Genomic DNA, 13204 nt, shown 5'->3' with positions numbered 1-13204 from the left:
AACCTCCACACTGGCGGTTGGAGCCCAATGCTTCTTCGATACCACGGCCTGATCCCTTCAATCTGTGAAGCTCGGTCAGACCGTGACACACAAATTGAGGATGACCCCATTTAAGGGCTACGCGACAGCCAGGCCACGGCCTCGCAAGCGCCGCCCTGGTTGTCGACGGTGATGCTGTCACAGGGCAGGTTCAGGTCGCGGTCGATCAGCACCAGGGGCATTTCCCCGGCCGCCTGCACCAGGTGGCGGTGATCGGCGTCCGAGGCCGGAGCCACGATCAGCCCCCGGACATTCAGCGCCAAAAGATTGCCGACAAGCGCGCGCTCCTGGGTCAGGTCCTCCTCCGAGGAGGCGATGATCAGGCTGAACCGCTTGCCGCGTAATTCGACGTCGATGTCATGGGCGACACGGGCAAAGAAAGGGTTCTGGATGTCGCCCGGCACAAAGCCCACCAGCGGCAATTGCCCCTGGCGCAGGGCCTGGGCCACGCGGTTGCCGTGATAGCCCAGGGTCTCGGCGGCGGCGCGGACCTTTTCGGCGGCGTCTTCGCCGACATAGCCATAGCTGTTCAAGGCCCGCGCCGCCGTGGCCCGGGAGACCCCGGCCAGCGCGGCCACATCCTTGAGCGTGGCGCGCCGGGGCGCGCCCTGTTCTGATCCCTCTGCCATGCGGACCGCCTAGCATGGCGGGCGGTTTAATGCAAAAGCTGCGCGAGGAACTCTTGCGCCCGGGCCGATTGCGGCGCGGTAAAGAAGGCCCGGGGCGGGGCCTGTTCCACGATCCGCCCGCGGTCCATGAAGATCACCCGGTCGGCCACAGCCTGGGCAAAGCCCATCTCATGGGTCACGCAGATCATCGTCATCCCCTCGCGCGCAAGGTCGGTCATGACGTCCAGCACTTCCTTGACCATCTCGGGGTCCAAGGCCGAGGTCGGTTCATCAAACAGCATCAACCGCGGCGCCATGCACAGGGCGCGCGCGATGGCCACGCGCTGTTGCTGGCCGCCCGAAAGCTGGATCGGGTATTTGTCGGCCTGTTCCAGGATATCGACCCGTTTTAAATAGCGCCGCGCAGTTTCCACCGCTTCGTCGCGGGATTTGCCCTGCACCCATTGCGGCGCAAGGATGCAGTTTTCCAGGATCGTCAGATGCGGGAACAGGTTGAAGGATTGAAAGACCATGCCGACCTCTTGGCGCACGGCGCGGCCGACCTCTTCTTCTTCGGTCAGGTAGCGGCCTGCGACGGTGATCTTGCCCTGCTGATAGGGCTCCAGCCCGTTGATGCAGCGGATCATGGTGGATTTCCCCGACCCTGAGGGCCCGCAGACCACGACCTTTTCCCCGGGCGCGACCGAGAGCGTGATATCGCTTAGCGCCTTGAAGGCGCCAAAGCTTTTGTGGACGCCCGAGAGCGTGACAAGCGGTTCAGCGGGCATTGGACCTCCCAAAGCGGGCCTCGATGCGGGACTGGGCATATTCCAGGCCAATCGACAAAAGCCAATAGATCATGGATGCGGTGATCAGCATCTCGATATGGCGGAATTCGGTCTGGCCTTGGGTGCGCGCCAGATACATCAGCTCCCAGACGCCCACGACCGAGACGAGGGAGCTGTCCTTCAGCATGGCGATGAACTGGTTGCCGGTGGGCGGGATGATGATGCGCATGGCCTGCGGCAGGATCACAAGGACCATGCTTTGCGCGGGTGCGAGGCCAAGGGCGGTTGCCCCCTCGGACTGGCCGCGCGGGATGCTTTCGATGCCGGCGCGAAAGATCTCGGTCATATAGGCGCCGTAGCACAAGGACAGCGCGAGCACCCCGGCGGGGACGGCCCCGATCACATAGCCGACCTGCGGCAGGCCGAGGTAGATGATGTAGATCTGCATGAGCAAAGGCAGGCCGCGGAAGAGCGAGGTGTAAAAGCTGGCCAACCCATAGATCACCCCGTTCTTCGACATCTTGGCCACCGCCCCCACCAGGGCGATGACCGTGGCGATCAGGATCGACAGCGCCGAGATATAAAGCGTCATGGCCACGCCCTGGGTGATCAGGAAACCGATCTTGCGGGCGATGAAGGAGAAGGACAGGTCAAAGGACCAAAAGAAGGCCATCAGCAGAAGGAAAAGTTCGATCCAGACGCCCCAGACCTGGGCCGCGCGCGGCAAGAGGCCAAGCGCGCGGATATTGGCCATGACCAGCAGTGCCAGGACCAGTGCGGTGCCAAGGCGCAGGACCCAGGGGTTTAGACCGGACAAAGCCTCGGGCGTCCAGGGCTTTTGGTTCACCAGGGTCAAGACGGCCACCAGGATCACAAAGCCAAAGCCCAAGCCGATGCGACGCAGCCGGGCCGGATCGGCCAGAAGATAGCGCATCATGCGACTGCCCTTTCCCGCCACCAATCCTGGGTCTGCAGCTTCCAATAGGTCAGCTGCGCGGCCAGAAGGCCAATGGCGCCGCCCGTCCAGGTCAGGCCGAAGGGCGCAAAGGCCTGGATGCGGTCCGAGGCGCCCAGGATATCCTCGGCCACCACTTTGCCCGCAATCGCCGTGGTGTTCAGCCCATGGCCGCCAAAGGCCGTGGCATGCCAGACCCCCGGCCCCATGCGCCCCACCTGCGGCATCAGGTGGCGGGCATAGGCCATCAGCCCCGACCAGGCCAATTCGGTGCGCAGGTCTGCAAGCTCGGGATAGACTGTCACCATCTCATGGCGCAATTGCCTTGTGATGCCGGGGATATCGGCGGCGCGGGTGGTGATGCGGCCTCCCCACAAGAGCCGCGTGCCATTTTCAACCAACCGGTAGTAATCCCCGGCGCGGCGGTTGTCGCCCACGGCGTGCCGCGTCGCGATGACCTGGGCGAGACGATCGGGCGCGGGTTCAGACAGCATCACATAGGTGGCAATCTGCAGCATGGAACGGCGCAGGCGCGGCACCAGGCCATCGGTATAGCCCCCGGTGGTCAGCACGACCCTTTCGGCGCGGATCTCTCCGCCGGGGCTGACCACGCGCTTTTCCGGACCTGCCAGATGCGCCTCGGTCGCCGGGCTTTGTTCAAAGATCGTGCCGCCCAGCCTTTCGATCTCGGCGGCCAGACCGCGCAAATAGTTCAGCGGGTGGATGTGAAAGGCATTGCCATCGCGCAAGGCCTGGAAATAGCGGCGCGAGCGCAGGAGGCTGCGCAATTCCTCGGTCGGCAGGTAATCGAGGTGATAGTTCAACTCCCGCGCCATCTGGTCGCGGGCGGATTTCAGCCCCGGGTCATCATGGCGGCGGACCGAGAGCACCCCGGTCTCGGGCGCCACGCCCGGCATGTCCAGCGCGGTGATGGTCTGACGGATATGCTCCATCCCCTCGACCGAAAGATCCCAGAGCCTGCGGGCGCCATCGGTCCCGGCATGGCGGGTGATCGTGTCATCCCCCGCCGCATAGCCGGGCCCCACAAAGCCGCCATTGCGCCCCGAGGCGCCAAAGCCCACCTGATGCGCCTCGATCACCGTCACGGATTGGCCGGCCCGCGCCAGCTCCAGCGCGGTGGTCAGCCCCGCAAGCCCGCCGCCGATGATCAGCGTGCCGGTCTCATGCCGCCCGGAAAGCGCCGGACGCGCCCGCGTCTCGGCCAGGCTTTGACGGTAATAGGTCTGCGGATAATCCATCTTTCCCCCTCCCAAGGACCCCGGACCGCCTTTGGGGCGGTCCAGAGCTTCTTCATCGCACCGCCTAACGGGCGGTCCAGGGCATGTTCATCGCGCAGGTCAATCCGCGCTGTAGTCCTTGCCATACCATTTGGTGGTCAGGCTGGCCAAAGTGCCATCGGCTTTCATCGCTGCCAGAACTTCCGAGACCTTGGCGGTCCATTCCGGGTCGGTCTTTTCGCCGATCACCACCAGAGGCTCGCGGAAGGCATATTCGCCCTCAAGGATCTTGACCGGATAGCCGTTCTTGATCGCATTCATCGCGGTCTGTTCCGGCGCGATCACTGCATCGACCCGCACCCCATCGCCCAGCCGCAGATCGTCAAAGGGCAGCATGGAATCGGCATAGGTCAGGATCTCGCCCGGCTCCAGCTTGTAGTCGATCGGCGGCAGGCCCGGCGCGTCGATCTCCAGGCGGCGGTTGATGAAGTCTTCCGAGGTCGTGGCGGTTTCGACCCCGATCTTCTTGCCGTTCAGGTCCGCCACGGTCGCCGCCGTGCTGTCCTGGTGCAGGACATAGACATAGGGGCTGTAGTAATAGATGCCCGCAAAGTCGATGACCTGGGCCCGCGCCTTGGTCGGCGTCACCGAGCCCACGCCAAGGTCATAGCGCCCCTGCCAGCGCCCGCCCGTCAAGGTGGCCCAATCGGGGGTCTCAAAGCGGACCTCGACGCCCAGGCGCGTGGCGATCTCACGCGCCACGTCGATGTCGAACCCCACCATCTCGTTGTTGTCGTCCAGATAGCTTTGCGGCGGCCAGCCGGCATTGGTGGCCACGACCAATTCCTTGGCCGACATGACGCGGTCCAGCGTCTCTCCGGCCCAGGCGGCGGTGCTGGATAGCGCCAAGGCAGCCAGCGTGGTGATGATCTTTTTCATTCCATCCTCCCTGATGTTTTGACAAGTTGTCAGACAACTTTACCCACTAGAAACAGCAGGCATCCTGCTGTCAACGCCCAAGATGGCGCTTTGCGTGCCGGGGTCATTTGCGCGCAAAACTGAAGCTGAACTGATGGCCCGCGTGATAGATGAGCGAGCGGATGACGGCCTGTCCGGCCGCGGTGAAACAGGTCTCGGCCACCAACAAGAGCGGGCCGCCCGCGCCTAGGGAGCCCAGATCGGCCTGGGTCTCGGGCGGGCCCACGGCCGAAACCGTGGCTCTCGACATGACCGGGGCCAACCCCAGCCCCTGCATCAGCGCCATCAGCGAGCCTGACCAGTCGAAGACCGGATGATCGGGCGGCAAAAGCGCCAGCGGCAGGTATTCCAGGCTGTAAAGCAGCGGTTGACCCTCGATCAAGCGCAGCTTTTCCAGCCGCCACACCGGGGAATCCTCGGCCAGGCCCAGTGCTGCGGCCACATCGGGCGGGGAGGGGACCCTGCCCGCCTGCAAGAGCCGCGTCTGCGGCCGATGGCCCGCGCGGCCCAGCATCTCGGTCACGCTTTCGAAGGCGGTGATCGGACGTTCGACCTGCACCGCCATGGCCGGAGCCACATAGCGCCCACTGCCCCTTTGGGCGGCGATCATGCCGTCCAGCTCCATCCCCTTCAGCGCCTCGCGCAGCGCCGGGCGCGAGACGCCAAAGCGGGCGGTCAGCTCTGCCTCGGTGGGCAGGCGGTCGCCCGGCCGCAGACCCTCGGCGCGGATCCAGTCGCGCAACTGGTCGCGTATCCGCGCCGCAGCCGATATGTCGCGCCCCTGCCCCAAATGGCCCCCTATGTTTGGGCCATGATAGGCCTGATGGGGCGCAGAGGTCCACATCAGACATCGAACCTGACGCCTTGGGCCAAGGGCAGCTTGGCCGAGTAATTCACGGTCGAGGTTTGGCGGCGCATATAGCCCTTCCAGGCGTCGGATCCGCTTTCGCGTCCGCCGCCGGTCTCCTTCTCGCCGCCAAAGGCCCCGCCGATCTCGGCGCCCGAAGGCCCGATGTTGACATTGGCAATGCCGCAGTCGGAACCGGAGGCCGAGAGGAAGGCCTCGGCCTCGCGCAGGTTCAGGGTGAAGATGCAGGAGGACAGGCCCTGGGGGACGTCGTTTTGCAAGGCCATGGCCTGATCGAAGTCGTCATAGGTCAGGACATAAAGGATCGGCGCAAAGCATTCCTCCCTCACGGTCTCGGTCTGGGCAGGCATGACCACAAGGGCCGGAGTGACATAGGCGCCGGGTCCTTCCAACGCGATGCCGCCATGAACGACCCCACCCTCGGCCCTTGCGCGGTCCAGTTGGGCCAGCATCCGGGCGCGGGCGGCCTGATCGATCAGCGGCCCGATCAGGGTGCCGGGCGCGCGCGGATCGCCCACGGGCAGGCTGGCATAGGCCTTGACCAGCCGCGCCACCAGGTCATCCTGCAAGGACCGATGCACGATCAGGCGGCGCAGCGAAGTGCAGCGCTGCCCCGCCGTGCCCACTGCGCCAAAGACAATCGCTCGCACCGCCATATCGAGGTCCGCCGAAGGCGCCACGATCATCGCATTGTTGCCGCCAAGCTCCAGGATCGGCCTTCCCCAGCGCGCCATCACGGCAGGCCCCACCGATGCCCCCATCCGCGTGGACCCGGTGGCCGAGATCACTGGCACCATGCGGCTTTCCACCAGCGCCTCGCCCAAAGCAGGCCCGCCGATGACCAGCTGGGCCAGCCCCTCGGGCGCATCGCCGAACCGCGCCAGCGCCCGGTCAAAGATCGCTTGCGTGGCCAAGGCGGTCAGCGGCGTCTTCTCGGATGGTTTCCAGATCACCGGATTGCCGCAAACCAGCGCCAGAGCCGCATTCCAGGCCCAGACCGCCACCGGAAAGTTGAAGGCGGTGATCACCCCAACCGGGCCGATCGGATGCCAGGTCTCGGCCATGCGATGGCCCGGACGTTCGCTGGCAATCGTCAGGCCGTACAGCTGGCGCGACAGACCGACCGCGAAATCGCAGATGTCGATCATCTCCTGGACCTCGCCCAGGCCCTCCGAGGTGATCTTGCCCACTTCCAGCGTCACCAACGCGCCGAGGTCTGCCTTGGCGGCCCGCAGCTCCTCGCCCAAAAGCCGGATCAGCTCGCCCCGCCGCGGCGCGGGGACCTCGCGCCAGGCCCGGAAGGCCGAGGTCGCACGGGCGATGACCTCGGGCATCAGGGCGGGGTCGGCCTCGGGGGCGCGGGCGATCTCGGCCCCGTCGATGGGGGAAAAGACCGGCATTGTGCCATGGGTCAGCGACAGCAGGGGAGAGATCATGATGGGGCTCCGGTGAGGATGCGCTGATCAGGCAGCGCCATGGAGAGAAGGGGGTTTTGCGCCTGGGCATCGGCTTTGCAGGAAAGGCCACGCCAGTTCGACAGGATCAGCGCCTGCAGCGCGGCGCCGCCGAGCGTCGCGCCCGGCCCGGTCAGGACGAAGAGATCGGGGGCGAAGTCGCGGGCGGCAGAGCGGATGGCGGCGGTGAAGTCATAGGCCTCGGTCACCTGATGGCCCAGCGTATAGTCGCGGATCTGGCCGGGCGTTTGCGCGCCAGGCCACCAGGTCTGGCCGCGCCCGTCGATCAGGGGCAGGCGCGGTGTCGCGAAAAGGCTCTCGGGCAGCAACTCGCGGCCCTTGGCGGCGATGGGCGCCATCAGGCCCGTGTGAAAGGCCGCGTGATGGGCCAGGCGCAGAGGAAAGCGGCCCTCGCGCGGGGTGGCAGATTCAAAGGCCTTCAGCCCCGCCTCATTGCCCGCGAGGACCAGGAAGCCGCCCAGGTCGATCGACAGCGCCAGGGTGTGACCCTGCCGCGTGGCGATCTCGGTGACCCGCGCCAGAAGCGCCGCCTTGCGGGCGGGATCGGGGCGCCAGTCCTCGCCCATATGGGGATGGATCAGCTGGCCGCCGGGGGCCTCTGCCATCAAGCGGCCCATGGTGTTCGCGATCTGGAACCCGTGCTCGGGCGTCACCGCCCCCGCACAGGCCAGCGCCGTATACCAGCCCATGGAATTGCCGGTAACCGCGACCACATCGAGGTCAAGCGACAGAAAATCCCCATAGCTCGCCGCATAGATCAGCAACGAGGCATTGTCGCCCCGCCCATGGCGCGAGAGCGAAAAGCTGGCGGCACCATCGAGGTCGGAGAGGCTCTCTTGCCCCGCCCGCAGCGCCTCGAAGCGCGACAAAAGCCCCGCATCGGGGAAGTGCCGGGACAGATAGCCCAGTTCGGTCGCATTATAGGTCCCGCGCCCGGGGCAGATGACGACGGCGGTTTTGCGGGTCATTTGGCACCTGTCAGGTTCAGGACCGCCGCCACCACATCGGCCTTGCCGGGCATCGTCGCCGCATAGGCGGGCCCTGTGGCGATGAAACTGTCCTTGGCCGTCAAGCGGGCGAGCTTCGCCCCGGAGGTCTCATGGAAATGCGCCATCAGGGCCTCGGCCACACCGCCGGAATGGCGCGTCTCGTCCAGGACCAGGATATGGGAGCAGCCTGCCACCGCCTCGGTCAGCGCCTCTTTGGGCAAGGGGGAAAGCCAGCGCGTGTCGATGATGCGGATGGGCACCCCCGCCGCCTCCAGCTCCGCCTTTGCCTGGTTGGCCAGATAGACCCCGTTGCCGAAGGTAACTATGGCACAGTCGCCGGAGCCCGTGCTTCCGACCTGGCCCAGCGGGATCAGTCGGGAGGGCTCGGGGTAATGCCGCATCCAGAGCCCATCCTTGTCCGCGTGCAAATCCCGCATCGGGTAAAGCGCGATGGGCTCGACGAAGGCCACAACCCTCTGCTCCTCGCGCGCCAGCCGCACGCATTCGCGCAGCATCATCGCAGCATCGGCGCCGTTCGAGGGCACGGCCAATATCACCCCCGGAATGTCGCGCAGCACGGCCAGGGAGTTGTCATTGTGGAAATGCCCGCCAAAGCCCTTTTGGTAGCCCAAGCCCGCAATCCGCAGCACCATCGGATTGGTGAACTGCCCGTTGGAAAAGAAGGGCAAAGTCGCAGCCTCACCCCGGATCTGGTCTTCGGCATTGTGCAGATAGGCGAGGAACTGGATCTCGGGCAGCGGCACGAACCCGTTCTGCGCCATGCCGATGGCCAGGCCCAGGATCGCCTGTTCGTCCAAGAGCGTGTCGATCATCCGGTCGGCGCCAAAGCGCGCCTGCAGCTTTTGCGTGACGCCATAAACACCGCCCTTGCGCCCGATATCCTCGCCCATCATCACCAGTTCGGGATGGGCCGCCATCAGATCGGTCAGCGCCCAGTTGATCAGCCGCGACATGGGTTGGGGTTCGGCCATCTGCTTGATATCCGACCCAAAGACCGCATCCCGGTCGGAGCCATTCGTCGGCCGGTTCGCCCGTTTGGGCGGGAGGATCGAGGCCATCACCCCCTCGGCCGTCGAAAGCCGCGGCCTTGTCACGACCTCGGCCGCAAGGCGCGCGACGCGGGCCATGGCCTGGTTATAGACCTCCAAAGCCTCGGGCACGGCCATCACCCCGGCCTCGGCCAGAAGGCGGACGGAGTGCAAGAGCGGGTCCTGGGCCTCTTCGGCCTCGACCTCTTCGCGGGAGAGATAAGTCGTGGGGATATCGGCCCCGGCATGGCCGTAAAGCCTTATGGTGCGCAGATGCAGGAAAGCGGGTTTGCGGCGGGTGCGGATGTAATCGGCGGCCTCGGCGGCCACGCGGAAGGTGTCATAGATGTCCAGCCCATCGGCCTGAAAGTATTTTATCCCCGGGCGGGCGCGAAACCCCGCCTCGATCCAGCCGCGCGGGGTCTTGGTGGAAATGCCGATGCCATTGTCCTCGCAGACGAACATCAGGGGCAGGGGGATGCCCTGATAGGCGGTCCAGCCCGCCGTGTTGAAGGCGCCCTGGGCGGTGGAGTGATTGGCGGAGGCATCGCCAAAGCTGCACATGACCAGCGCATCATCCGCCATCAGCGCATGTTCCGGGCGGTGGCGGCGGGCGGCGCCGATGGAATAGGCCGCGCCCACCGCCTTGGGCAGGTGGCTGGCGATGGTCGAGGTCTGCGGCGGGATCATCAGCGCCCGTGACCCCAGAACCTTGTGCCGCCCGCCGGAAATCGGATCCTCCGAGGAGGAGGCGAAAGACAGAAGCATGTCCCAGGCCGGGGTCTGTCCCGGCACTTGCCCTGCGCGGGCAATCTGAAAGGCCGCATCGCGGTAATGCAGAAAGGCCATGTCACCGGGCAGCAAGGCCAGGGCCACGGCGGCCATGGCCTCATGCCCCGAGGAGCCGATCGTGTAAAACCCCTGCCCCGCCCGGCTCATGACGCGGCTTTGCCTGTCCAAAGCCCGCGTCAGACAGCCCGCCCGAAAGGCCTGCACGGCCAATTCCGCCATCAGCGGCCCCCCAGGCGCCCGACCCTGGGGCAGATCGCCCGAGGCCACCCGGCCCCGAAAAGCCTCATGCACGATTGCGGCGCGGTCCATCAGCGGCCCTCCAATGCGGCGGCAAGGCGGGTAAGGCCGCGGTCAAGATCGGCCTGGCCATAGGCGAAGGAAATCCGCGCATGGCCCGCAAGGTCGAAGGCGCGGCCGGGGACGATGGCGAGGCCGTGCGCCTCCAAAAGCCAGTGACAGAGCGCGGCGTCATCAGGCTGCCCCGGCAGGGTCAGGCGCGGGAAGACATAGAAGGCGCCATCGGGCATGGGGCAATCGACGCCGGGCATGGCGTTCAGCGCCGCCACCACGCGGTCGCGGCGGGCGCGCAGAACCTGACGCCTTGTGTCCAGCAGATCGGACGGGCCGGTCAGCGCAGCCAAGGCCGCCGCCTGGGCCAGGGAATTCGCCCCCGAGGTCAGCTGGCCCTGCACCGCGCCCATGGCCGCGATCAGGGGCGCAGGCCCGATCCCCCAGCCGATCCGCCACCCCGTCATCGACCAAGCCTTTGCCACGCCATTCACCGTCAAAAGCCGGTCGCGCAGGCCCGGCACCGCATCGGCAAAACGAGTGAAGGGGATGAAATTCAGATGCTCATAGATCTCATCCGACAGGACCCAGACCTGGGGATGGCGCGACAGCACCTCGGCCAGGGCCCGCATCTCGGGCACCGAATAGATCGCGCCCGTGGGGTTCGAGGGCGCGTTCAGCATCAGCCAGCGGGTCTGGGGCGTCAGCGCCGCCTCCAAGGCCTCGGGTGAGAGTTTGAAGCCCTGATCCGCCCCGCAGGCCACCACGACCGGCACGCCGCCCGCCAGCGATACGATGTCGGAATAGCTGGTCCAATAGGGCGCCGGGATCACCACCTGATCGCCGGGGTTCAGCGTCGCCAGCATGGCATTGGCGATGACCTGCTTGGCCCCGGTCGAGACGATCACGCTGCCCCAACCCGCATCCGCCGCAATCGCCGCGCGCAGATCGGCGGTGCCCGCGGTCGCCGTATAGCGCGTCTTGCCCGCAAGCGCCGCCTGATGCGCCGCCTCGATCACATGGGGGGGCGTGGGGAAATCCGGCTCTCCGGTCGAAAGCGCCACCACATCGCGGCCCATGGCCTTTAGCGCCGCAGCCCTTTCGGTGATCTGCACGATCTCGGACAATTCGATCCCCGCCACCCTGTCCGACCGCCGAAATGTCATCCGCCTGCTCCTGTAGATTCCCCTCCAGCCTATCTGGAGATGCGCCGGAAAATGAGCGATGGTTTCTCCTCATACTGGAGAAAAACTCACATGCTGGCCCCAAGACGCTTTCTGCCCTCGGTCTCGTCCCTGCTGGCGCTGGAGGCCGTGGCGCGGCTGGGCACCGCCACGGCGGCGGCTGACGAACTGGCGCTGACACATTCGGCGGTCAGCCGTCAGTTGAAAGTGCTGGAAGAACAGATCAGCGTGCCGCTCTTTCGCCGCGAGGGCAAGGCGCTGATCCTGACGCCTGCGGGGCAGGATTATGTCGATACGATCCGCGACTATCTGCAGGATCTGGCGCGGGCCAGCCAGCGCCTTGCCTCTGCCGGGCAAAGCCGGGCCGTGAACCTCGCCGTGCTGCCCGCCTTTGGCCAGCATTGGCTGCTGCCAAGGCTGCAGGGCTTTGTCGAGGCCCATCCCGGGATCACGGTCAACCTCTCGACCCGGTTGGCGCCCTTCGACTTTGGCCGCGAAAGGTTCGATGCGGCAATCCATTACGGCAAGCAGGATTGGCAGGGCGTGACCTATCAGCAGCTGGACCGCGAGGCGATCATGCCCATGGCCTCGGAACGGCTGATCGGTGCAAGGGCCGAGGCCCTGCGCGCCGATCCCGCCGCCCTTTTGGACCTGCCGCTCTTGCATCTGGAAAGCCGCCCCGGCGCCTGGGAGGATTGGTTCGCGCGCCGGGGTGTCGCGGCCAAGGGCGTCTCGGGCGGCCTGTTTGACCAGTTCTCGCACCTGGCCGAGGCTGCGGCGCTTGGCCAGGGCGTGGCGCTTTTGCCGCGCTTTCTGGCCACATCCGAGGCCTATGCCCACAGGCTTTGCGCGCTGTCGCCGGACTACCTGGCGCTGGAGGGCAGCTATTGGCTGGTAAGGCCCGAATATCGCCCGGCCAGCCGCGCCTTGGAGAAATTGTCCAGCTGGCTTGCGGCGCGGGCCTGATCAGGCCGGATGCGGATGGCCCCAGGCGCCGGGCCAGGAACAGGCCAGCGCGGCATGTTCGGCCCCCCGTGCCAGCGCCGGGGCCGGGGCCGCGCCCTCGATCGTGGCCGCAAGATATCCCGCAATAAAGGCGTCCCCCGCCCCCATCGTGTCGCGGACCTCGGCCGGGAGGCTCGGCTGCAGATATTCCTGCGCGCCATCGGTCCAATAGGCGCCCTCGGCCCCGCGGGTGATGCAGACCGCCCCCGTCCCCAGGTCCAAGAGCCGATGCGCCAAGTCGCGCAGATGCATGATCGACAGGCCCGATCCCGACAGGAAGGCCAGCGAGAGATGGGGCGCCACAAGGCCCAGGTAATCCGGGTCCTGTTCGGTCGAAAAGTCAAAGGACAGCGCCCGGGCCGCCGCCCGGATGCGTGGCAACTCGGGCTCGATATAGCTGAAGCAGCTGGAATGGACGAAGGCCGCGCCCCCGATCTCGTCGAGGTCATCGGCGTCCATCCGCAGCATCAGCTTGCGCCGGATGCCACCCCGGTTCGAACCCAGGAAGACCCGGTCGCCCGAGGCATCATGGGTCACACGCGCCAGGCCGTTTTCGCCCTGCACCCGGCGCAAAAGATGGGTCGAGAGCCCCTCGGCCCGTATCGCGGCCTCGACATGGGCGGCGGGGGCGTCATTGCCGAGGATGCCCATGTAATCCACGGCGGCAAGGCCCGCGCACCGCGCCAGGACCGCCACGTTCAAGGCATTGCCGCCGGGGTAATAGATGTCGCGTTGCCCTTAATGAGGGTCATCCTCAATTTGTGTGGTGCAGAGGGAGCATTCGGGCCCTGAGCAAGTTCGGGCCGGCTCGCCCATACATTGCGCGCTTCAAGGTCTTCAATCGGTTGATCTGGCCTTCGGCTTGACCATTGCTCCACTCCATTTCGATCGCATTCCTGACCGCATCAATGTCTCTGTTCAAGGTTCGGGCGAACCGCACGATGGGCG

Annotated in this window: 13 protein-coding genes; 1 reads left to right on the top strand and 12 read right to left on the bottom strand. The window is 66.2% G+C overall.

The window, feature by feature from the left end; all coding sequences use genetic code 11:
• Positions 1-110: 110 nt before the first annotated feature.
• The 10 genes from GV832_RS21030 to GV832_RS20985 all read right to left on the bottom strand — a co-directional run bounded on the left by GV832_RS21030 (position 111) and on the right by GV832_RS20985 (position 11233).
• Entirely contained in the window at positions 111-668 is a 558-nt protein-coding gene (locus GV832_RS21030) for a LacI family DNA-binding transcriptional regulator (protein WP_168776836.1), read from the bottom strand.
• A gap of 26 nt (positions 669-694) precedes the next feature.
• A complete protein-coding gene (locus tag GV832_RS21025) occupies positions 695-1435 on the bottom strand; it encodes an amino acid ABC transporter ATP-binding protein (protein ID WP_168776835.1) in 741 nt (246 codons plus the stop codon).
• Complete coding sequence (locus GV832_RS21020; RefSeq protein ID WP_168776834.1) at positions 1425-2372, bottom strand: amino acid ABC transporter permease; 948 nt, start codon at positions 2370-2372, stop codon at positions 1425-1427. The genes GV832_RS21025 and GV832_RS21020 overlap by 11 nt, the downstream gene beginning before the upstream one ends.
• Positions 2369-3649: an NAD(P)/FAD-dependent oxidoreductase gene (locus tag GV832_RS21015; RefSeq protein ID WP_168776833.1), complete on the bottom strand. Its 1281-nt coding sequence runs from the start codon at positions 3647-3649 to the stop codon at positions 2369-2371. Before GV832_RS21015 ends, GV832_RS21020 begins: the two co-directional genes overlap by 4 nt.
• Positions 3650-3748: 99 nt before the next feature.
• Positions 3749-4567 (bottom strand): transporter substrate-binding domain-containing protein, encoded by an 819-nt coding sequence (locus tag GV832_RS21010; protein ID WP_168776832.1) that lies wholly within the window; start codon positions 4565-4567, stop codon positions 3749-3751.
• 103 nt (positions 4568-4670) lie between these two features.
• Positions 4671-5396 (bottom strand): GntR family transcriptional regulator, encoded by a 726-nt coding sequence (locus tag GV832_RS21005; RefSeq protein ID WP_168776831.1) that lies wholly within the window; start codon positions 5394-5396, stop codon positions 4671-4673.
• 53 nt (positions 5397-5449) lie between these two features.
• Positions 5450-6910 carry an L-piperidine-6-carboxylate dehydrogenase gene (gene amaB, locus GV832_RS21000; protein ID WP_168776830.1) on the bottom strand — a complete coding sequence of 487 codons (1461 nt, stop codon included), beginning with the start codon at positions 6908-6910 and terminating at the stop codon, positions 5450-5452.
• On the bottom strand, positions 6907-7917 hold the full coding sequence (locus tag GV832_RS20995; RefSeq protein ID WP_168776829.1) for an ACP S-malonyltransferase: 1011 nt from the start codon (positions 7915-7917) through the stop codon (positions 6907-6909). The genes amaB and GV832_RS20995 overlap by 4 nt, the downstream gene beginning before the upstream one ends.
• Entirely contained in the window at positions 7914-10088 is a 2175-nt protein-coding gene (locus GV832_RS20990) for a thiamine pyrophosphate-dependent enzyme (protein WP_168776828.1), read from the bottom strand. The genes GV832_RS20995 and GV832_RS20990 overlap by 4 nt, the downstream gene beginning before the upstream one ends.
• Complete coding sequence (locus tag GV832_RS20985; protein WP_168776827.1) at positions 10088-11233, bottom strand: pyridoxal phosphate-dependent aminotransferase; 1146 nt, start codon at positions 11231-11233, stop codon at positions 10088-10090. The genes GV832_RS20990 and GV832_RS20985 overlap by 1 nt, the downstream gene beginning before the upstream one ends.
• Before the next feature lie 90 nt (positions 11234-11323).
• Here GV832_RS20985 and GV832_RS20980 point away from each other — a divergent pair, with 90 nt between their 5' ends.
• Positions 11324-12217 carry a LysR substrate-binding domain-containing protein gene (locus tag GV832_RS20980; RefSeq protein WP_168776826.1) on the top strand — a complete coding sequence of 298 codons (894 nt, stop codon included), beginning with the start codon at positions 11324-11326 and terminating at the stop codon, positions 12215-12217.
• Here the strand turns inward: GV832_RS20980 and GV832_RS22615 are convergent, their stop codons facing one another.
• Both GV832_RS22615 and GV832_RS20970 read right to left on the bottom strand, forming a co-directional pair.
• Positions 12218-12982, bottom strand: a complete 765-nt coding sequence (locus GV832_RS22615) for a PfkB family carbohydrate kinase (RefSeq protein WP_354002002.1) — start codon at positions 12980-12982, stop codon at positions 12218-12220. It abuts the gene before it with no gap.
• 28 nt (positions 12983-13010) lie between these two features.
• On the bottom strand, positions 13011-13204 hold a 194-nt coding region (locus GV832_RS20970), incomplete at its 5' end, for a transposase (RefSeq protein WP_168776824.1).

Origin of the sequence: Stagnihabitans tardus, from assembly GCF_009925085.1 — a bacterium.
Lineage (GTDB): Bacteria > Pseudomonadota > Alphaproteobacteria > Rhodobacterales > Rhodobacteraceae > Stagnihabitans > Stagnihabitans tardus.
The sequence above is the reverse complement of the archived record's forward strand: the minus strand, read 5'-3'. Positions and strand labels throughout refer to the sequence as shown.

What these genes read in the sequence shown, in the direction of transcription:
- GV832_RS20990 (WP_168776828.1), bottom strand. Translation starts at nt 10,088, where the DNA reads ATGGACCGCGCCGCAATCGTGCATGAGGCTTTTCGGGGCCGGGTGGCC.
- amaB (WP_168776830.1), bottom strand. Translation starts at nt 6,910, where the DNA reads ATGATCTCTCCCCTGCTGTCGCTGACCCATGGCACAATGCCGGTCTTT.
- GV832_RS20980 (WP_168776826.1), top strand. Translation starts at nt 11,324, where the DNA reads ATGCTGGCCCCAAGACGCTTTCTGCCCTCGGTCTCGTCCCTGCTGGCG.
- GV832_RS21010 (WP_168776832.1), bottom strand. Translation starts at nt 4,567, where the DNA reads ATGAAAAAGATCATCACCACGCTGGCTGCCTTGGCGCTATCCAGCACC.
- GV832_RS21030 (WP_168776836.1), bottom strand. Translation starts at nt 668, where the DNA reads ATGGCAGAGGGATCAGAACAGGGCGCGCCCCGGCGCGCCACGCTCAAG.
- GV832_RS21015 (WP_168776833.1), bottom strand. Translation starts at nt 3,649, where the DNA reads ATGGATTATCCGCAGACCTATTACCGTCAAAGCCTGGCCGAGACGCGG.
- GV832_RS20985 (WP_168776827.1), bottom strand. Translation starts at nt 11,233, where the DNA reads ATGACATTTCGGCGGTCGGACAGGGTGGCGGGGATCGAATTGTCCGAG.
- GV832_RS21020 (WP_168776834.1), bottom strand. Translation starts at nt 2,372, where the DNA reads ATGATGCGCTATCTTCTGGCCGATCCGGCCCGGCTGCGTCGCATCGGC.
- GV832_RS21025 (WP_168776835.1), bottom strand. Translation starts at nt 1,435, where the DNA reads ATGCCCGCTGAACCGCTTGTCACGCTCTCGGGCGTCCACAAAAGCTTT.
- GV832_RS20995 (WP_168776829.1), bottom strand. Translation starts at nt 7,917, where the DNA reads ATGACCCGCAAAACCGCCGTCGTCATCTGCCCCGGGCGCGGGACCTAT.